Genomic DNA, 20,532 nt, shown 5'->3' with positions numbered 1-20,532 from the left:
GACTACAGCTATATTTCAGAGAGTAGCTGCGCGACTTGTTCGCCACTAATCGCCGAGCTGAAACGGTAACCTTGATAATAATCAACTTGCTCTGCTTTGATGCGTTGATACTGTAGATCGTTTTCCACCCCTTCTGCGACACATTTTAATCCCAATCCATGCGCTAAATTTACACATGAGCGAATAATTAAATAGCTTTCAGGATCCTCAGCAATTTGCTGTACAAAGCTTTTATCTATCTTGATGACATCAATAGGCAATTGTTGCAGATAGGTCAAAGAGGCATACCCCGTCCCAAAGTCATCCATATAGATACGACAGCCCAGTGCTTTTATTTCTTTCATCACTTTCACCGCGCTCTCAACGTTAGAAAGCAGAGCTGTTTCTGTTATCTCAAAGGCCACAGAATGACCCGACACTTTACTGCGGCACAGTGCTTGTTGAATATCCTCGACTAAGCTTGAGGATTCAAAATCAATGGCCGAGAGATTAATGGATATATATAGGTCTTGCTTCATGGTTTGCCAGTGTCTCAATTCAACTAATGCCCGAGAAAGGGTTTGTAAGGTAAGCTCGGTAACGACACCGGCATGTTCAGCAGCAAGCGCATACTCCTGCGCACAAAACTCGCTATTTTCAGGCCAGCGTAATAGCGCTTCAAAGCCAAGCAGAGTATCGCTTTCTACATCGACAATAGGCTGATAATGATTACTAAATTCACCATTTTTTAAGGCCCTCATAAGTGCTTGCTCGACTTCTCGTGAACGCCTAACCTTGCCATTCATTTCTTCGCGAAAAAACTGATAACTGGAAATTTGCTGTACATTAACATGCTCAAGCGCAGCCTTTGCTGCTTGGTTTAACTCAAAAGCATCTGACGCATCGTCGGGATACATTGCAATACCAATGGCAGGTTGCATAAGTACGGTATGCCCTGCGGCTTCAATTGGAGTACTAAATGAGTGAACCAAACACTCAACATACTGATGAACCTGTTCAGGGTTGTCGAGGTGCTCCATCAACACATAAAACGACTTATCATGTCCCGTCGCTAAGCTATCTAACTCACGGAAGCAGCAGCGTAGCTTTGTTGCAAGCAGAGGAAGCAACTCAGCAACAAAGTCTGCACCATAGATATCGTATAGGTTCTGCAAACGGTTAAACTTTATGACCAAAAGTGCGAAATGTGTATGTTGCGAATGCACGATTGCGTGCTGCACTCTATCCATCAATAACGCTTTATTTGGTAACTTAGTTTGTAAATCATAGTTAGCAAGCTGGTATAGCTCTTTTTCTGTGCGCTTTTGCTGGCTAATATCGGTAAGCACCACCACATAACTGTATAGTTCACCATCGCTATTCGCCACGGCACTAATTTTTATAAGTACGTCTCTTTCGTCACCATTGGGCAAACTCACCACTTCCTCAGAGCTTAAATGCTGATGCACAGCCAGCGCCAACGTCTGGCGTAGATACATCATACGTTTTTGTCTCGACATCCCAAGCTTCACCGCAGTGCTTGATGATGGGATAGAGTCAAGGTTAAAGGCATTTTGCATCGCCCGATTACAAGCCTGAATACGCAGTCTTTTGTCTAAGATCATTACCCAGTCACGGGTCTGCTCAAACGCCGCCCCAAATAATGCGGCTCGCTCTTCAAATAAACGCTCACGCGTTAAGTTGGTATAGGTGCCTGCCACCTGAGTTGGATTACCTTCATCCCACTCAAGTACCTTGCCAAAGTCCTTATACCAACGCCACTGACCTTTGCTGTCTTTTAATCGATAAGTACAGTCGATAAAGCCTTTGTTCGTTGTGACGAACTCAAGCCACTGTAAGCGAAACATGGCTCTATCCGAGGGATGTATCTTTTGCAGATAATCATCCAAGCCGACACTCTCAAGCTCGTAATCGAGCTCCGTAACTAATCGAGGCTGATAGATTAAGGTACTACCCGCATGCCACTCCCATACGCCGGAGTTACTTCCCTCTAGCGCCATTTTCAACCTAGCTTCGCGGTCTTGTGTTTCCTTATGAGCGGCAAGAATAAGTTGCTCAACGCGATACTTTCGATAGCTCCAAAGAGACAGTAGTAAGAGCGTAAGAAAAACATATCCGGCAATCGCAACAGGTGAGCGCCACGCGGGGTAATTTACATTAATGGTTAATTTTGCAGGCGGTGTATAATCTCCCGTTAACGGATCTTTAGCCCACACTTTTAACGCATATTCACCGGGATTAAGTTTAGGAAATACCACGCGATTTTGATTACGACTCAGGATCTTCTGACCACCAGATATTTGATACTCATAAATAATCCGATCCTGATAACTAAATGCCATTGCAGAGAATGACACTTCGAGTCCAATGTCATCATGCTCAAGCTCGATGTGATCAAATTGCTTTAATCCGGCTTTTTGATTTGGGCGAGAAATTAAATCCACGCTGGTGATATTGACATGATCAAGTAATGGCTTTTTAGGTCTGTTGTCATCGGGAGAAAACACCACAAACCCTTTCAACATACCATAGGCTATGCGACCGTCTTCCAACATCACCGACGCACCACCGTTAAACTCATTAGAAAGTATGCCATCTTCGGTCGTGAATTGTTGTAAATGCAAATTATCTGGGTCTAGACGCCAAATACCTTTATGAGATGACATCCAAATCATACCTTCCTTGTCTTGACGCATTTCATACATCAAAGTATCTATTTTATGGGCTTTTAAATCGATGTTATAAATTGGCTCGTAACCATCTAACGTCAGACCAATCAAACCAAAGGATGATAACGACAACCACAAGATATTATTTTTATCTATGGTGTAGGTAGTGATATCGACCGCTAAATGCTTATTTGCTTTCGGCGCTTTATAGATCTCAGTTAGCGTTTCCAACTGCGGATCATATTGCAGCAATACGCCAGCATAGTAGTAAAGGGGTTTAAGCGGTTCGTTTGGAAGTGGTGGGTAGAAGCCATAAGTAAGAAACGGATCGACATTTTCAAATGACTTCGTCAGGTGTGTCAGCTCTGCTGTATTAATATCGTAAACGAACATCCCAACGTCACTATTGACGAAATAAAACTTACCATCAGATAACAACTCCCCACCTTTCACAAAGGATGTCAATATCTCTTTATCTTCTGGATTGTTAGCCTTGGGCCTTGTTACTTCGTGAGTAATAGGGTCAAAGACAAACAGTCCTTTTACCGTCGTGAGCCAAAGCTTATTTTTATACTCCGCAATCTTCCAGATAATAAACTCTGAGAGAATTTCGTCACCCAAGTAACCCTTTAGAAACTGTTTAGTCTCTCTGGTTTTTGGATTGTATCGTGTTAGGCCGTCATTCGTTGCCAGCCACAAAAATTGATTAGATTCATGCATCGCCCAGACATTACTGTGAGAAAAACCTTCACCTTCAACGGTAAGATCACTAACATTATCAAACGCCAGCGTACTGTCTGGTAAGTAAAATGCACCGTCTTCTTTTGTGGCGACCCAAAGGCCACCATAGTTGTCTTTAACAATATCGATAATACTGGTATTTGACGGCAAAAATACGCTTGAAGACAAACGCCTATCTCGAACCGCATTACCATCTTCAATCGTGTAATAAACAAGACCTTTGTCAGTACCAAGCAGCAAGGTATGTTCATCATGCCTGAGCATTTTCCATATGTTTAGTTCGGGAAGCAGCGTTTTAAACTGTACCTCTGCGTCAAAATCTTTTAGTAGTTGAGAAATATCTAGCTCATACATCCCCTGAACCGCACCCACGAGCAAGGTATCCTGGTCTAAAATAAATAGTGATTTAGTATTTGTTTGATAAGGATGTTCAATGGGAGCAAGGTGATCGAGGGTTCTTAATTTTTTCGTTGTTAAATGATATGCAAACAAGCGCTCTGAAGTGGCGATAAACAAGATGTCTTGATGTTGATAAACAGCGCGTATAAAACCACTTTCTTCATCTAACGGTAAAGTCACCTCACTCTTGAGCTTACCTGAGTGGATATTGAGGGTCGCAACATCATTGGTACGCACAACCCACATATGATCATCATCTTTGGTCAAAACAATATTAACCAAATTAGAATAAAACTCGTCCTCTGTAGACGGTGGTTCTATATATTTTCTATACTCATCTTTCATCGGATCGTATCGCAGTAACCCTGCAATACCCGTAGTGATCCAAATCCCACCAAGGTTGTCCTGATAGATATAATTTACCTGCACTTTATCAAGTACGCCATCGGGTCCATTTACATCCAGTACCTGATAGCCATCGTAACGGTTAAGCCCACCTTCAGTGGAAAGCCATAGATACCCTTGCTCGTCGATAAGCAGTGTATTGACGTAACTTTGTGATAACCCTTCAGCAGGTGAAAGTCGTGAAATTTGCGCGGCATTTACCAATGCAGTAAATAGGCAAATGCAAAATATAAAACACAGGCGAAACATAAAAGGCCGAGATTGTTAATTAGACGTAATACATTGCCACGAGTTGACGGTTTTGTCCAAGATAACTAGATAAGCGAGAAGCGAGTTCAGACGGTAATTGGCATGAGTTATTTTGAAACCCAAGTGCGGTATAAAAATGACAGAGGTGGCGATATGCAAAGGTATAAACTGTTTGCCCTGGGTTTACACTGAGAAAATGATAAACAGCTGATTCAATTAATTTTTTTGCAACACCTTTGCGTCTAAACTGCGGTGCAACATAAACGCCTACAAGTAACCAATAGCCATCTACAGGCTGTAAACGACAAGCCGCTATAATTTTACTATTATCTTTAACTACCCAAACGTTGTCGTGTTTTGCAGCTCGTCCTCGTGCTTTTTGAGCATCATAAAACTTATTAACGAGCGGTGTCATTATCGCTGGGAGTAGTTCAACCGAATACATCAAGCAAGCATCAGGCTCAAGTAAAATTCAAACTTTTGCTTCAACGTATCCTGTTCAGAGAGTGGCCTTTGATTGATCGCGTCATAGATTGCTTCTCTACTTTTTTTGCCTCGTTTTATTTGGTACGCCCAAAACGATGCTTCATACTCAAGTTGAATTTGGTATTTTTCTTGTCTAGGTAGCAAACATAGGTTGTGGCTCATTACACATCATTCAATTTTAAGTGAAGGGAACCACAAGTGTATCACAAGCCAACACACCTATTGCAGCAAAATCTAGTTTTGATTAAACCGAGATGCTGTGCACTTTTTTGTAAAAATTATGTATACTAATAGCCTCTACTTCTAAGTAATCAGTTGACGGAGTTGGATTGAAAACCGCATTACTATGTTTAATTATGATGATTTCAACGGCGACTCAAGCAGCCACAGATACGCCAAAAGTTATGCATTTCAATCAACCGCCAAAGACCCCGCAAGCACTCTATGTAATTGAACTTATGGGAATGGTTTATCAATCTCTCGACATAGAGCTACGCCTTGAAGAATTTAATCACAAAGGCTCTCTAATTGCAGCTAATGCAGGAAACCTAGATGGACAGTTAGCTCGAGTTGCGAGCGTGGAAAAGGAGTATCCAAACTTGCGTCGTGTTGATTACCCGTTGTTTCAGTTTAACTTGCAGCTATTCACCCTTTGTGGCGATTGTAAACTTAGGGAGCTTCAATCCTTAACGGTTCGCAGCGGCTATCCTGTAGCGACCACATATTTGGCTGAGCACCAAATCCAAGCTTATGTTATCGGGGTGAAAAGCGCGGTCGCACAACTCAATTTAGTCATGCAGAAGCAAGTTGAAGGAGCACTTATTCTCGACTTTCACTTGAAACCACATTTAAAAAATATCAATGAAGAAACCCTACAAATAAAAAATTTAGCCGTCGTTGAGAGCTTTCACTTCGTGCATAAGCGCAATGAACAATTAATTCCACTAATCAAGGCAAAACTAGAGGAATTCGAACGAAAGGGGGTAATAAAAATGCTCAAAGCTAAATATCAAATTTAAAGTTTTCTCCTGTTTGCTCATCTGCTTGCTCCGTTTTTGATTTACGTTGCAAGTACCTTTTATATCGTTGCTGACACAGCGCAATAACTTTACGTTTTTGCTCGTTATTAAGATTATTCCACTCAAAGCGCTCTTCGCGACTGCGATAGCAACCTTTACAATAACCGCGATTATTTACCTGACAGATCCCCTTACACGGACTTGGGATCTCAAATATCTCAATTTGTTCCATGTACACTCAACACTTTTGACCCTTTTCTAAGCATACTGTTTAGTAACTAGTCTGCCAAGGTTATAAAGAGCGAGTTACAACCTAGGGTCCCAAAAACAAAAAAACCCAGCACAAGGCTGGGTTTTTGAAAGCTCAGAAAAACTTACTTTTTCTTCACTGCTTTTTTGTTTGGAAGGTCAGTGATTGAACCTTCGAAGATTTCAGCAGCTAGACCGATTGACTCGTTCAACGTTGGGTGAGCGTGGATAGTAAGCGCTAGGTCTTCACCGTCAGCACCCATCTCTACTGCTAGGCCAATTTCACCAAGCATTTCACCTGCATTGATACCAACCATAGCACCACCGATCACACGACCTGACTCTTTATCAAAGATAAGCTTAGTAGAACCTTCAGTACGTGCAGAAGCGATTGCACGACCAGAAGCAGCCCACGGGAATACCGCAGTTTCAATGCTTAGACCTTGCTCTTTTGCTTCTTTCTCAGTCACACCAACCCAAGCGATTTCTGGATCTGTATATGCAATTGAAGGAATACACTTAGGATCGAAGTAATGCTTCTTACCAGAGATAACTTCAGCAGCAACGTGACCTTCATGAACCGCTTTGTGTGCAAGCATAGGTTGACCTACGATGTCACCGATAGCGAAGATGTGATCAACGTTGGTTTTCATTTGCTTGTCAGTGCTGATAAAGCCACGCTCATCAACATTTACGCCCGCTTTGTCAGCGTCGATTAGCTTACCATTTGGTGTACGACCAACAGCAACTAGTACTTTGTCATAACGAACTTGGCCTTCTGGTGCTTGCTTGCCTTCGAAAGATACGTAGATACCGTCTTCTTTCGCTTCAACAGCAACAACTTTAGTAGAAAGCATCACGTTAAACTTGTCTTTAACGTACTTTTGGTAAATCTTGATAACGTCTTTGTCAGCCGCTGGTACTAGTTGATCAGCAAACTCAACTACGTCAATCGCTGAACCTAGTGAACGGTAAACAGTACCCATCTCAAGACCAATGATACCACCACCTAGCACAAGTAGCTTTTCAGGCACGTCTTTAAGCTCAAGTGCACCTGTAGAGTCGATGATACGCTCGTCTTCAGGAATGAAAGGTAGGCTTACAGGCTGAGAACCCGCTGCAATGATTGCGTTATCAAAGGTCACTGTTTTTGCACCGTCAGCACCTTCAACAGCGATAGTGTTAGAACCTGTGAACTTACCGTAGCCGTTAACTACAGTTACTTTACGCATCTTAGCCATTCCGCCAAGACCACCTGTAAGTTGACCGATCACAGACTCTTTCCATGAACGGATTTTGTCTAGGTCAATTTGTGGAGCACCGAAAGAAACACCGTGAGAAGCCATTTCTGCTGCATCGTCAATTACCTTTGCAACGTGAAGAAGGGCTTTTGAAGGGATACAACCAACGTTCAAGCACACACCACCTAGCGTGTCGCGAGATTCGATTAGTGTAACGTCTAAACCTAAGTCTGCTGCACGGAATGCTGCAGAGTAACCACCAGGACCACCGCCTAGTACAACAACTTGAGTTTTGATTTCGTTGCTCATGTTATTACCTTAACTGTTATTTGAACGGGTTTACTCGTCGAGAGTAGCCGACCCAAAGTGCCTGCCAAACACCCGATTCGGGGCACAGGGCAGAGAGAGTTATTATTGCTCGAAAGTGTATCATTCACACTCTCTATTGTCCCGCCTAATTATCAAGCGGAACAATAAAATACAAGAAAACCGCATCACCTAAGTCATGCGGTTTCTATTCTTACATTACTAGCTGGCGAATATCGCTTAAGTAGTTTGCAAGTGTCACAGTAAAGCGAGCTGCTAGTGCGCCGTCAATGACACGATGGTCGTATGAACAGCTTAGCGGCACCATTAGGCGCGGCTCAAACTCTTTACCATTCCATTTCGGTTTGAAGTCTGACTTAGAAACACCAAGAATCGCAACTTCAGGAGCATTAACGATTGGCGTAAACGCCGTACCGCCGATACCGCCTAGGCTTGAGATAGTGAAACAGCCGCCCTGCATATCAGCAGACGTCAGTTTACCGTCACGTGCTTTCTTAGAAATTTCCATCAACTCGCGTGATATCTCAATGATGCCTTTCTTGTTCACGTCGCGAACAACAGGAACCACTAGACCATTTGGTGTATCAACCGCGATACCGATGTGAACATATTTCTTCAAGATTAAGCTCTCACCATCTTCAGATAGTGAAGAGTTAAACGTTGGGAACTCTTCAAGTGCTTTTGCAGCCGCTTTCATCACGAATACTAATGGCGTGATCTTCACACCCATTTTCTTCTTCTCAGCTAGCACATTCTGTTCTTTACGGAACGCTTCAAGCTCTGTGATATCTGCTTCGTCAAACTGCGTAACATGTGGGATTTGTACCCAGTTACGATGAAGGTTTGCACCCGATAGCTTATTGATGCGAGAAAGTTTCTTCTCTTCTATTTCACCAAACTTGCTGAAATCTACTTTTGGCCAAGGAATAAGACCTAGCTCACCGCCGCCAGTGTTGCCACCTTTTGCGATTTGACCAGATTCAACTTGCTTAACCAGCTCTTTCACGTAGTTTTGTACGTCTTCTTTTAGTACACGGTTCTTACGACCTGTACCTTTAACGCGAGCTAGGTTAACGCCAAACTCACGCGCTAAACGACGTACCACAGGTGATGCGTGGGCATACTGATCATTGGCCACAAAATCATCTTTTTGTGCAGAGGCTTTTGGTGCTTCAGATTTTGCCGCTGAAGCCGCAGGCTGAGCTGGTTTTGCTTCAGTTTTAGCAGCTGCCTGAGGTGCAGGTGCCGCGCCTTTCACTTCGAATACGAAGATTAAAGAACCCGTTGATACTTTGTCGCCGGCATTGACTTTGATCTCTTTAATCGTACCTGCAAACGGAGCTGGTACTTCCATTGAGGCTTTGTCGCCTTCAACCGTGATAAGCGATTGCTCTTCTTCAACGCTGTCGCCAACAGCAACCATGATTTCAGTAACTTCAACTTCGTCGCCACCGATATCTGGTACATGCACTTCTTTTTCAGCTGATGCAGCAGGTGCTTGCTCTTGAGCAGGCGCTTCTGCAGCTTCGTTAGTCGCAGGTGCATCACCGCTACCTGCCACTTCGAAGATGAAGATCAATGAACCGGTTGACACTTTGTCACCCGCGTTGATTTTCACTTCTTTGATAGTGCCTGCAAATGGTGCTGGTACTTCCATTGAAGCCTTGTCGCCTTCAACCGTGATAAGCGATTGCTCTTCTTCAACAACATCGCCCGCAGCTACTAAGATTTCAGTTACTTCAACTTCATCGCCACCAATATCTGGTACGTGAACTTCTTTCACTTCTGTCTTGCCAGAGGCGTTTGCTTCTGGCTTAGCTTCTTCTGCTGGTTGCTCTGCCGGTGCTTCTTCACCTGCCGCTTCAAAAACCATGATCAAAGAGCCAGTCGATACTTTATCGCCTTCCGCTATTTTGATTTCTTTAACTGTTCCCGCCACAGAGGCAGGTACTTCCATTGATGCTTTGTCGCCTTCAACAGTGATAAGCGATTGCTCTTCTGCAACCGTGTCACCTACGCTTACTAGGATCTCGGTTACTTCAACCTCATCGGCACCAATATCTGGAACATGAATTTCGATTGCCATCACTCGTCCTCTTATGCGTAAAGTGGGTTAGTTTTGGTGGTGTCGATATCAAATTTCTTGATAGCGTCAGTCACTACTGATTTTTCAACTTTGCCTTGCTTAACTAGCTCGCCAAGTGCAGCAACTACCACGTAACCGGCATTCACTTCAAAGTGACGACGTAGGTTTTCACGGCTGTCTGAACGACCGTAACCGTCTGTGCCAAGTACTTTGTAAGATGCGCTTGGCATAAATGCACGTACTTGATCAGCGTAGTTTTTCATGTAATCCGTAGCAGCAATTGCTGGCGCGTCACCAAGTACGCTGGTGATATAAGCCACTTTTTGCTCTGCTTCTGGGTTAAGCATGTTGAAACGCTCTGCATCTTGACCGTCACGAGCAAGCTCGTTAAAAGACGTTACAGAGAATACGTCTGAACCGATACCGTAATCGTCGCTTAGGATCTGCGCCGCTTTACGTACTTCGTTCAGAATAGTACCCGAGCCCATTAGCTGAACCTGTGCTTTGTCGCCCGTGTAGCTTTCAAGCTTGTAAATACCCTTACGAATACCTTCTTCAGCGCCTTCAGGCATTGCTGGCATATGGTAGTTTTCGTTCATGAGCGTTAGGTAGTAGAACACGTTCTCTTGCTCTGGACCGTACATACGACGGATACCATCTTGTAGAATAACGGCTACTTCAAATGCAAACGTTGGGTCGTAAGAAATACAGTTAGGCACTGTACCTGCTTGAATGTGTGAGTGACCATCTTCGTGCTGTAGACCTTCACCATTTAGCGTTGTACGACCGGCAGTTGCCCCTAATAGGAAGCCACGCGCTTGTTGGTCGCCCGCCATCCACGCCATATCACCTACACGTTGGAAACCAAACATTGAGTAGTAGATATAGAACGGGATCATTGGTAAGTCGTTCGTGCTATATGACGTTGCCGCAGCAACCCATGAAGACATCGCGCCTAGCTCATTGATACCTTCTTGTAGTACCTGACCTGACGTTGCTTCTTTGTAGTAAGAAACGATATCGCGGTCTTCTGGGCTGTAGTTTTGGCCGTGCGGGTTGTAAATACCGATTTGACGGAATAAACCTTCCATACCAAAGGTACGTGCTTCATCAGCAATAATTGGAACAATGCTCTTGCCGATATTCTTGTCTTTTAACAAGATATTAAGCGCACGAACGTATGCCATTGTGGTTGAGATATCACGCTTTTGTTCTTCTAGAAGCGGTTTAAATGCATCTAGTTCAGGTAGCGTAAGCGTTTCTGTGAAGTTAGGTAAACGCTTAGGTGTATAACCGTGAAGCGCGTTACGGCGAGCATGTAGATATTCGTGCTCTTTTGACCCTTCTTCTAGCGTCAAGTAAGGTAGCTCTTGTAATTGCTCATCAGATACCAAGTCATCTAGGCCTAGACGTGAACGTAGGTGTGCTACGTGTGTCATGTCCATTTTCTTAACTTGGTGAGCAATGTTTTTGCCTTCAGCCGCAGCGCCCATGCCGTAACCTTTTACAGTTTTAGCTAAGATCACAGTTGGACGACCTTTGGTTTCTTGTGCCGCTTTAAATGCAGCGAATAGTTTAGATGGCTCATGACCACCGCGCTTTAACGCGAAGATTTCATCGTCAGTCATATCAGCAACAAGCGCTGCTGTTTCTGGGTAACGACCGAAGAAGTGTTCACGTACGAAGGCACCATCTTTTGCTTTGTAAGTTTGGTAATCACCGTCAACTGTTTCATTCATCAGTTGCAGCAATTTACCCGTAGTATCTTTGGCAAGTAGCTTATCCCAACCAGAACCCCAAACGACTTTGATCACGTTCCAACCAGCACCTTTAAATAGGCCTTCTAGTTCTTGGATGATCTTACCGTTACCCATTACTGGGCCGTCAAGACGCTGTAGGTTACAGTTGATTAGGTAGCATAGGTTGTCTAGTTTTTCACGGGCAGCGAAAGAAATCGCACCACGTGATTCTGGCTCGTCCATTTCACCATCACCAAGGAAGGCGTAAACGCGTTGCTCAGACGTATCTTTTAGACCACGGCCATCTAGGTATTTAAGAAAACGCGCTTGGTAGATAGACGCGATTGGACCTAGACCCATAGAAACCGTTGGGAACTGCCAGAATTCAGGCATTAACTTAGGGTGTGGGTATGAAGAAATACCGTTACCGTCTACTTCCTGACGGAAGTTATCTAGCTGCTCAGCGCTTAGGCGGCCTTCAACAAATGCACGAGCATAAATGCCCGGAGAGATGTGGCCTTGGTAATACACTAAGTCACCACCGTCTTTCTCGTTTGGTGCACGGAAGAAGTGGTTGAAACACATTTCATAGAATGCAGCTGACGACTGGTAAGAGGCCATATGCCCGCCCAGCTCAAGATCTTTCTTCGAAGCACGAAGTACGATCATAATAGCATTCCAACGGATGATAGAGCGAATACGACGCTCAAGGTTCACATCCCCTGGATACGCAGGCTCTTGATCTGCTGGGATAGTGTTGACATAGTTAGTCGTAGTGCCTGTTGGCATATCTACGCCATCAAGACGCGCTTGCTCTAATACTTGCTCTAACAAGAACTGAGCGCGCTCTACGCCTTCTTCTTTTACGACCGACTCAAGCGCCTGTAACCATTCTTGGGTTTCTAGCGCGTCTACGTCAATTTTATTGACTTCAGACATATGGAGTGTTCCTTATGTTTAAAATACGAATTTATTCTATTTGTGCCAATTCTTACTGAATCAAGTCCGATTACTGCTGTTTTGTTCTACGCAGTGAACGTTCTATTCGCGAACGCTCTTTACCGGCTTCTAATAACGCTTCTTCGATAAAGGCTAAGTGGGCGTTACTAGCAAGTCTTGCTTGTTCAGGGTTACCATTGATCACCGCATCTAATAACAACTTTCTGTGCTCACCGAGCTGCTCACTCACGTCTGATTTTTGCACCAAGACCGTTAAGTTTTGCAACACGTTTTGCTCAAGCAGTGACTGCATCCCTTTTACAAGATGAAGCAGGACGACGTTATGTGACGCTTCTGCAACGGCAAAGTGAAAAGCATTAATTGCCCTTGCCTTTTGCATCAAGTCATCACCTATCTCTGCAATATTGTCAAAGCTTTGTTGTACCTTTGCAAAGTCATTCTCTGTGCCCCTGAGTGCCGCATAGTAGGCGGCGATGCCTTCTAATGCATGACGAAACTCAAGTAAATCGAACTGAGATTCTGGATGCTTACTGATCAAGTCAAATAACGGATCAGTCAGCCCTTCTTCTAGCTGATTTTTAACATACGTGCCACCACCTTGCCGACGGGTAACAAGCCCCTTAGCTTCCAATTTCTGGATAGCCTCACGAAGTGATGGACGCGACACTTCAAACTGCTTAGCTAGTTCACGCTCAGGCGGCAACTTTGCACCGGGTAATAACGAGCCCTCGAGGATCATATTCTCAAGCTGTTCTAGTATTACGTCGGATAATTTTGCTGCTTTAATCTTTAAAGACATTGAAATAACGCCAATTTTTTATGATGTGACCTAGCCAGACCGCTGACTTATTTTAATCAATTTGGTAAGAATTAACTTCATAGGTAAATTGGTCATACCAAATTTGCACAATACGTTATCAAAATCCATGACAACTGTCAAAATTCAGCCCAATTCAATAATTAGCTGAGTGTAAAAACAACAGTTGGCGTGCATAAACTTTAACCAAGAATCGGGCAAATTTAAAAGGTGATTTAAATGGTCAGACCAGATAGACATATACCATTTAACGCTAAATCAAGCTGCTGGAAAGGCGGTTTGGATAAGGCAAGTCTAAATCTAAAGCAGCCAATGACGATTCAAGATAGTCTTTACGATTGTTGGCTGCAAAGCATACTCTAAAATCCCACTGAATACACTATTAGGCTTTATTAGGCTTTATGTGTAATAACATTCTTTATGCTTTATATACCGTCAAAATAGCCAACAGGCTATGAAAAACATTAAAAACAAATTTAGATTCTAACTTATGAATGATTTCGCAACGGATCAGGACATTATTTGGTTTTAGCAAAACCAAAAAGCAATCAATCAGTAAACACACGAGAGCAGCGAGCACGATACTGAGCAACATAGTCTTCATCCGCCCATAGTTTTTTAAGCCCTTCGTTATACAACTCGACATATTCACTATGATGCTTATTGATAAGCAAATAGCCTTTTTGGATAAAAGCAGGGATCGCTTGCGCAGCTAATAACTCCGCTTCTTCCGCAGGCAGTTCCTGCTGATAGGACTTCGCCGATTTTTCGTCCATAATCATAATATCTGCACGGTTTCGTAGGATCAGTGCCACATTTTTACTGGTATACGTGGCATATGAAGTTTTGATTTCAAGCGTCTCTATCGCCTCTAGCAGAGAAGGCGGATAAGTTAACCCTTGATTGAGCAACAATCTAAATGGCTTGAGATCTGCGTAACTCGTATAGGTAAACGCTAAATCTCGATGGTGATAAAAGCGTGCCGTTTCTTCAGTGAGTGGGTGTTGAGTGTAAATATAGTCTTTGCTCCTTTGCTCACTGTAATACCAATAAGCACTACCAATGTAAGCCGCCTTCATTCCCTCTTGATAGGCGCGTTCCCAAGGCATAAATAAAAATCGGACTTTGATATCAGAGAGCGCAAAGACATCTCGGATCACAGCAGCCACACAGCCTTGATCTTGTTTCGCTTGATCTAAGTACGGCGGCCATTGCCCCGTCGTAATATTCACCTGGGCCTCAAGCGCGCTCGCACTCCCGCCCACACAACACAGTAAAATCAACGGCCAAACTACTTTCATCTGTATGCTCTGTTATTTTTTCAAAAAGTATAGGCAACGAATTAGATTATGGGTACATTGTTGTAGAAAAAAGAATGGCAAATAATGCAAACGATACGCTATGACACACTAAAGTAGATGTTATTTAATGCCATGGGAGTAAGCCGATAATCAAATTACCCATTGCCAAGTTTACCGATAATCGAGTATAACCAGAGTCTCTGGGCATTTATTACACAAGGATATCACTTTGGTTTGGCGGGTCTTTGTCCTACTACTTATCATCACGCTGATATTGTTTGCGCTTTATTTTATCTATCCAAGTGCAGCAGCAAACTCAATGAGGTCTATCAAACCTTTATTGACTGAATTAGGCATACAGCTAGACACCCATACCGAAAAACGTTTAAGTCAGCCAGACACCACTCCTCACCTAATGGTTGCACCACCAAAAGTAACAAGACAGCAGCTACCTGAAATGCCAGAAAAAACCTTTTATAACCTAAACGGGCACAGTGATATTGTTAATATGTTCAGCGGTATCTCAACACCTACCTGCGGAGCACTAAAGCGCGAAGTATTTTCCTTGCAAACGCAATTCAACGACATTGAGAATTTTAAACTTAATCTAACGGGTGAACCCGTGAGCCCTTATGTTGAGTATCAGGCGCAGCAAGCCCTCAACGTGGTGTATATGATGTTTAAGCACTTTTTTAACCAGTTAGCACACAAAAAAGCCTTATCTCCCATCCAGTTGAACATGCATATTGCCGCCAATGACACTGACTACAATGAGCTAATCCTCTCTCGCGATGCCGAGCCCGCTGGCACCTTGGGCATGTACTTCTTGTTTCAAAACCAAGGCTTTATCAATGGCGGTCGCACTGAAGAAGAAACGCTAAGAACGCTCATTCATGAGTCCGTGCACGCCCTCGTTTTTTACTATTTCGGCGTAACCCCTCGATGGGTAACGGAAGGCTTAGCCGAGTATTTTGAGCACCTAAGAATTACCGAAACAGGTCAATTTTCAGTTTACCTCTCTGACGAAGATTGGTTAACGAAAGAAGGGATTTTGAAATCGCGCTTTGCCAAGCTTGATATTAACACCCTATTCAATAGCGAAAATCAGTGGCAAACCATGCAAAGTACCACCTTATATGCCAATAGTTACCTGTTTACCGGATTTATGGTCGAGCACAACAGCAACGCTTTTTTCGAGTATTTACGACAAGAAAGCAGCAACCCGTGCAATATTGTACCTGCACAAAACATCGAGCTACTCTTTCGTAATTTTAATGAAAACGTCGAATCACAATTTGAGGGATGGCGTAACACACCTCGCCAAATTCAACGTGGCGCATGGCAATAACTCTCCCTGTGAGGGTATAGCAATTAAGCTGTTTGTAACAATGACAAAAAACTATCAGCATAGCCTCCTAATTAGCATTGCAGATAGTTTTGTAGGGAGGCGGTTCACCCTCCGAGAAGTGTGCTTTTCGGGTAGTCGTAGCCCACGGATAGGCGTCGAAACCTGTCAGGAGGACGGGCTGAATTCACGATAAATTTCGAGAAATCAGCCGTTAGCAAAATAAACCTCCATGTTTAATATCAAAGCGCATCCATGTGCTCCTCGTTCATTCTTTTTAAACGACGAAAAAGAACGAACCAAGAAAACGTCGCCCCAACATCACACTTAGTCCTCAAATCCTAAGCCGATATAGTGCAACCGTCTTGTAAGGCACCTCCCTGTACCAGACAAGACTTGGTCGACATCCTGTCGGCACATTGCATATCGACTTATGCTTTTCGGGTGTGATGAAGGGGGAATAAAGTTGCTTGTGGAATTTCCACTTTCTCAGTAGCAATAGAGTAGTTTATAAGCTCAAAAGCGGCTCCAGCCTCACAGTGTAAATAGCGTTGTGGGAGGCGGTTTACCCGCCGAGAAGTTATACTTTTCGGGTAGTCGTAGCCCATGAATGGGCTTCGAAACCTGCCAGAAGGACAGGCTGACTTCACGATAAATTTCGAGCAATCAGCCGTTAGCAAAATAAACCTCCATGTTTAATATCAAAACGCATCCATGCGCTCCTCGTTTATTTTTTTAAACGACGTGATCGAGCGAACCGAGAAAACGTCGCCCCGGCATCACACTCAATCCTCAAATCCTAAGCAGATATAGTGCAACCGTCTTGTAAGGGTGAGGTTGCCAGAGCCACTGCCTTTTACTGTGATATTACCTTGGCTTTGAATGAGTTGACTTCCAGCCTGGGCGGTGATGGTGAGATTGTTGTCTGCCTTGAGGTTTATATCACTTTGGATAACACTGCGATGGCTGCGACCCGCCTTAAGGGTGATATTTTGTGTGGCACTTAAGCCAAGGCTCTTGAATTTTGTGGTAAATATATCGAACAAAATATTGCACGATGTATATGCTAACTGTCATGTGCTGTCCTTTGCGTAGAAATGGTTTATAACTTGATTTCGGACTTTAAAAAGTCGTAATAAAAAAGCCCATCCTCTCCATGGTCTTCAAAAATTTCTTTCCCGGCTAACATAGCAGTAGGTCGTAGTGCCAACTGGTAGACATGTCATCGAGTGAATCGCGCAGGCCTTTGACGATGTTTTTAACTTCCGTAGCGGATTGTTTTCCTAGGTCTTGCCAGTTGATGTCTCTTAGGTATTTAACTGGGTCGCCTTTACCGACTTTTCTTTGGGTAAAAAGCCGCAGTACAGCAAGCGCAGCACAGAAGGATTCTCCGGTATTTTTTAAGGTAACCTTGTCCATGGTTATGATACGTCTTGGGCTTCTATTTGTGACTTTGTCTTACCACTGCATACCATCTCAATAAAGCAGTTGAAAGTTAGCTACCTCAGCTTCTCTAATTAAAAATGTACATGAAAGCAACAAAAGAAATTTGATGAGAAATGTAGGCTAGGAGGATGATTGAACCTAGCCTTGCAACATCTATGTATTTAAAGGACTTAAAAAAGTGCTATTGGTTATGGGGTTAATTGGTTAGATAGCGCAACGATATCAGCCATAACACGCTTCTCTCCAAGGTCAGCTAGGAATGCCAAATGTTCCGTGGCTTTTACCTTTTGGAGATTCTCAAGCTTAGGTTCGCCAGCAAGGGCAAGAGCTGGCACAAAGCCATAGATTTCTCCATTTTCAAACTGCCTGAGTCATGGTAGTTTACTGCGCCCAAATATTTCGGTATCTTTCCAGCCTTCTCAATTAGATAAAACCGCCGAAATGATAAGAAACAAGACATCAGTAAGAGCATGATGTTGGTTGATGGAAGAACGCTTATCTTCAACAAGTTAAAGTTAGCTAAATAACGACATAATTAACAAGTAGATAGTGATAATGTGGGCGTTATTAGATCAGAAAAGAGCTGGGTGTTAAAGTCTTTTTACAAAGGCGATCCCACCGTGACTACTAAGCGCAGCTCTCAGTATTTTTGACTTAATTATAATTAAAATTACGAGGTTCTAATCTCAACATATTCACAAAAGAATGAGAAGAAGGAGTCCGAGATTACCTCGTCAACTTGTTTTTTAAATAAGTTATAATTAACCAGTTTGTATTCTTCCTCTTGGGTATTAGAGTCTAAGCACCAACAGATTTCATTTTCTTTATAAAAAATGACAACTAAATGCTTAGGTAATTGAAATTCTCCCCTGCAATCTAGAGTGTCACCTAATATCGTCCCACCGTGCGTTAAGTTGGCATTATTATCTTCAATGCCAGAGATCTCTGAGTCTATCACTCCCCCGCCGCCACACTCTCTTAAAAAACTCACTAGTGAAGGTGGAAGCCTAATCGAAATTAACTTTTCAAGTAGAGCTATTTCTTTCAGGTCAGCCGCACCTTGCCAAAAGGTTTCGTGTTCGCTCAAATCAAGTTGTTTAATTAACTCACTATATTTATTCATATAACTTTCCTACTCAAAATCTTTTGCTCTAAGTTTCCAGTACTCTTTTTTAAATTTATCATACTGATATTGGAGTGATTGGTTATTCCTAAAACTTTTACCATCTTCGATTAGACCGTGTAAAGCTTTGTGGTGTTTTTTATGAGTTGAAGATAGAAGCTCAACCATTGGGCTCGGTTCTTGTCCCAAAATGTGATGCAAATTTATTTGCTTACCATCCTTCCCTATCGGAGCATTCCCATTTTTCATTAAATCAAGATTTGACCAACCATTTTCAATTTTAGCTCTAATACTCTTATGAACACTTGAATCAATATGTGCTGGTATTTCTGACGTAAAATCAAGATCGCTTTTATACATTTTGCGATTATTGACCATATTAGGTGTATATTTTTTGTAGTTTGAGCTGGAAATTTTCTCATTCACTGCAGCTCCACCCCCCGGCAGCTCATTCCCTTTTGGCGGCTCCAATTCATCGGCCTTGGCTTTGGTGGGCTTGTCGGTAACGCCTCGAATTGGTGGTTGGCCTTGATATTCATCCAGTGCTTTATTAACTCGCTGCCCGATTTCTTGGGCGGCTTGTTGCATATGCTGGTCGATTTTGGGGGTGACGTCGTCTAGGCGTTTTACCGTGGCTTGCAGGCCTTTGACGATGTTTTTAACTTCCGTGGCGGATTGTTTTCCTAGGTCTTGCCAGTTGATGTTTCTTAGGTATTTAACTGGGTCGCCTTTGCCGACTTTTCTTTGGGTAAAAAGCCGCAGTACAGCAAGCGCAGCGGAGAGGGATTCTCCGGTTTTTTTAAGGTAACCTTGCCCATGGTTATGATACGTCTTGGGCTTCTATTTGTGACTTTGTCTTACCACTGCATACCATCTCAATAAAGCAGTTGAAAGTTAGCTACCGTGGTTTCTCTAATTAAAAATGTAAATGAAAGCAGCAGAAGAAATGTGGTGAGAAATGTAGGCTAGGAAGACGATTGAACCTAGCCTTGCAACATCTATGTATTTAAAAGACTTAAAAAGGTGCTATTGGTTATGGGGTAATTGGTTAGATAGCGCAACGATATCCGCCATAACACGTTTCTCTCCAAGGTCAGCTAGGAATGCCAAATGTTCTGTAGCTTTTACCTTTTGGAGATTCTCAAGCTTAGGTTCGCCACCAAGGGCAAGAGCTGGCACAAAGCCATAGATTTCTCCATTTTCAAGAGGGCCTAGCTTTTCGACAGCACGTTCAAAAAGAGGCTGTTCATTGTGATCTTTTAGATCAATTTCAGCTTTTGGGCTTTGAGTAGCAAAAAATAGATCTAGTGATTTAGATGCTCCATTTTGAGTATAAAACTCATTATTAAACATTGGAAAAATCATTCCATAGTTACTTGTTATTTTTAAGCTGTAACCAGAGTTTTTACCCCAAATGCACATCTTACCAAACGCATCTATCGCAATGACAGAAAAAATATCGATGCCTTCATTTTGCATTATTTCGAACTGAGTTCCTTTCAACCATTCAGTCAAAAGATCTTGATAGTCTGCTGGGTTGACTATCCACAGACGCCCATCTCCCCAACCACAAAAGCCGTACTTCTCCCAATACTCAAGCAGGTTGTCAGGTAAAACGCCTTGGTAGAATCGTAGCTGCTCTGGGGTTGGTAGGATCGACTTTATAGCCGGCCCAAAACCTTTATAGTTATAAAAATTGTCAAAAAACTTGTTCATTATTTGCACCTATGTAGGTGTATATTTAACTCACTCGGACTAAGTGTAAATAATGTGTTTTGTGCCTCAATACTCATATCTGAAAGGACCCCATTAATATTTTTATGTAGAGGTGGTTTATCTGATTAAATCAACCGGAACATAAACACTATCTTCTAAGGATTCTCTTGGTATTTCTAGAACATTAGCGACTAAAACTAATTCAAAACACCAA

Annotated in this window: 17 protein-coding genes; 2 read left to right on the top strand and 15 right to left on the bottom strand. The window is 42.9% G+C overall.

The annotated features are described in order from the left end of the window. Nucleotides 1-8: 8 nt before the first annotated feature. From MHN32_RS15445 to MHN32_RS15435, 3 genes are read right to left on the bottom strand one after another with little or no spacing between them, the layout of a single operon-like run. The gene (locus MHN32_RS15445; protein WP_237116773.1) at nt 9-4,463 is read right to left on the bottom strand and encodes an EAL domain-containing protein; all 4,455 of its coding nucleotides are present in this window, start codon (nt 4,461-4,463) and stop codon (nt 9-11) included. A gap of 19 nt (nt 4,464-4,482) precedes the next feature. Beyond that, entirely contained in the window at nt 4,483-4,908 is a 426-nt protein-coding gene (locus tag MHN32_RS15440; protein WP_239422267.1) for a GNAT family N-acetyltransferase, read from the bottom strand. Further along, a complete protein-coding gene (locus tag MHN32_RS15435) occupies nt 4,908-5,111 on the bottom strand; it encodes a DUF3283 family protein (protein WP_010607386.1) in 204 nt (67 codons plus the stop codon). Before MHN32_RS15435 ends, MHN32_RS15440 begins: the two co-directional genes overlap by 1 nt. Nucleotides 5,112-5,278: 167 nt before the next feature. Here MHN32_RS15435 and MHN32_RS15430 point away from each other — a divergent pair, with 167 nt between their 5' ends. Beyond that, entirely contained in the window at nt 5,279-5,968 is a 690-nt protein-coding gene (locus MHN32_RS15430; protein ID WP_010607387.1) for a hypothetical protein, read from the top strand. Here the strand turns inward: MHN32_RS15430 and MHN32_RS15425 are convergent. From MHN32_RS15425 to MHN32_RS15400, 6 genes are all read right to left on the bottom strand, one after another. After that, a complete protein-coding gene (locus tag MHN32_RS15425; RefSeq protein WP_010607388.1) occupies nt 5,952-6,200 on the bottom strand; it encodes a DUF1289 domain-containing protein in 249 nt (82 codons plus the stop codon). The genes MHN32_RS15430 and MHN32_RS15425 overlap by 17 nt on opposite strands. A 142-nt stretch (nt 6,201-6,342) precedes the next feature. Then, nucleotides 6,343-7,767 carry a dihydrolipoyl dehydrogenase gene (lpdA, locus tag MHN32_RS15420; RefSeq protein ID WP_010607389.1) on the bottom strand — a complete coding sequence of 475 codons (1,425 nt, stop codon included), beginning with the start codon at nt 7,765-7,767 and terminating at the stop codon, nt 6,343-6,345. 211 nt (nt 7,768-7,978) lie between these two features. Beyond that, on the bottom strand, nt 7,979-9,871 hold the full coding sequence (gene aceF / locus MHN32_RS15415) for a pyruvate dehydrogenase complex dihydrolipoyllysine-residue acetyltransferase (protein WP_239422266.1): 1,893 nt from the start codon (nt 9,869-9,871) through the stop codon (nt 7,979-7,981). 11 nt (nt 9,872-9,882) lie between these two features. Beyond that, nucleotides 9,883-12,549, bottom strand: coding sequence for a pyruvate dehydrogenase (acetyl-transferring), homodimeric type (gene aceE, locus MHN32_RS15410; RefSeq protein WP_206471282.1), 2,667 nt, complete (start codon nt 12,547-12,549; stop codon nt 9,883-9,885). 70 nt (nt 12,550-12,619) lie between these two features. Next, nucleotides 12,620-13,369 carry a pyruvate dehydrogenase complex transcriptional repressor PdhR gene (gene pdhR / locus MHN32_RS15405; RefSeq protein WP_010370324.1) on the bottom strand — a complete coding sequence of 250 codons (750 nt, stop codon included), beginning with the start codon at nt 13,367-13,369 and terminating at the stop codon, nt 12,620-12,622. Between the two features lie 566 nt (nt 13,370-13,935). Beyond that, nucleotides 13,936-14,688, bottom strand: coding sequence for a transporter substrate-binding domain-containing protein (locus MHN32_RS15400; RefSeq protein ID WP_239422265.1), 753 nt, complete (start codon nt 14,686-14,688; stop codon nt 13,936-13,938). 319 nt (nt 14,689-15,007) lie between these two features. Between MHN32_RS15400 and MHN32_RS15395 the strand changes: the two genes are divergently transcribed. Next, nucleotides 15,008-16,036 carry a DUF1570 domain-containing protein gene (locus MHN32_RS15395; RefSeq protein ID WP_239422264.1) on the top strand — a complete coding sequence of 343 codons (1,029 nt, stop codon included), beginning with the start codon at nt 15,008-15,010 and terminating at the stop codon, nt 16,034-16,036. A gap of 782 nt (nt 16,037-16,818) precedes the next feature. On the opposite strand, the gene MHN32_RS15390 is transcribed toward MHN32_RS15395, so the two are convergent. The 6 genes from MHN32_RS15390 to MHN32_RS15360 all read right to left on the bottom strand — a co-directional run bounded on the left by MHN32_RS15390 (nt 16,819) and on the right by MHN32_RS15360 (nt 20,318). Then, the gene (locus MHN32_RS15390; RefSeq protein WP_239422263.1) at nt 16,819-17,079 is read right to left on the bottom strand and encodes a hypothetical protein; all 261 of its coding nucleotides are present in this window, start codon (nt 17,077-17,079) and stop codon (nt 16,819-16,821) included. Nucleotides 17,080-17,215: 136 nt separating this feature from the next. After that, a complete protein-coding gene (locus tag MHN32_RS15385; protein WP_239422262.1) occupies nt 17,216-17,452 on the bottom strand; it encodes a hypothetical protein in 237 nt (78 codons plus the stop codon). Between the two features lie 215 nt (nt 17,453-17,667). Then, nucleotides 17,668-17,814 carry a T6SS immunity protein Tdi1 domain-containing protein gene (locus tag MHN32_RS15380; RefSeq protein WP_233525243.1) on the bottom strand — a complete coding sequence of 49 codons (147 nt, stop codon included), beginning with the start codon at nt 17,812-17,814 and terminating at the stop codon, nt 17,668-17,670. A gap of 335 nt (nt 17,815-18,149) precedes the next feature. Next, complete coding sequence (locus tag MHN32_RS15370) at nt 18,150-18,602, bottom strand: SMI1/KNR4 family protein (RefSeq protein WP_095728256.1); 453 nt, start codon at nt 18,600-18,602, stop codon at nt 18,150-18,152. A 9-nt stretch (nt 18,603-18,611) separates the two neighbouring features. Further along, nucleotides 18,612-19,190: an HNH/ENDO VII family nuclease gene (locus MHN32_RS15365; protein ID WP_239422261.1), complete on the bottom strand. Its 579-nt coding sequence runs from the start codon at nt 19,188-19,190 to the stop codon at nt 18,612-18,614. Nucleotides 19,191-19,628: 438 nt separating this feature from the next. After that, a complete protein-coding gene (locus MHN32_RS15360; protein ID WP_239422260.1) occupies nt 19,629-20,318 on the bottom strand; it encodes a GAD-like domain-containing protein in 690 nt (229 codons plus the stop codon). Between the last annotated feature and the right edge of the window lie 214 nt (nt 20,319-20,532).

This window comes from Pseudoalteromonas sp. Of11M-6, from assembly GCF_022347905.1.
In the GTDB taxonomy this organism is placed as follows: domain Bacteria; phylum Pseudomonadota; class Gammaproteobacteria; order Enterobacterales; family Alteromonadaceae; genus Pseudoalteromonas.
This window is presented reverse-complemented; position numbering and strand designations above follow the sequence as displayed.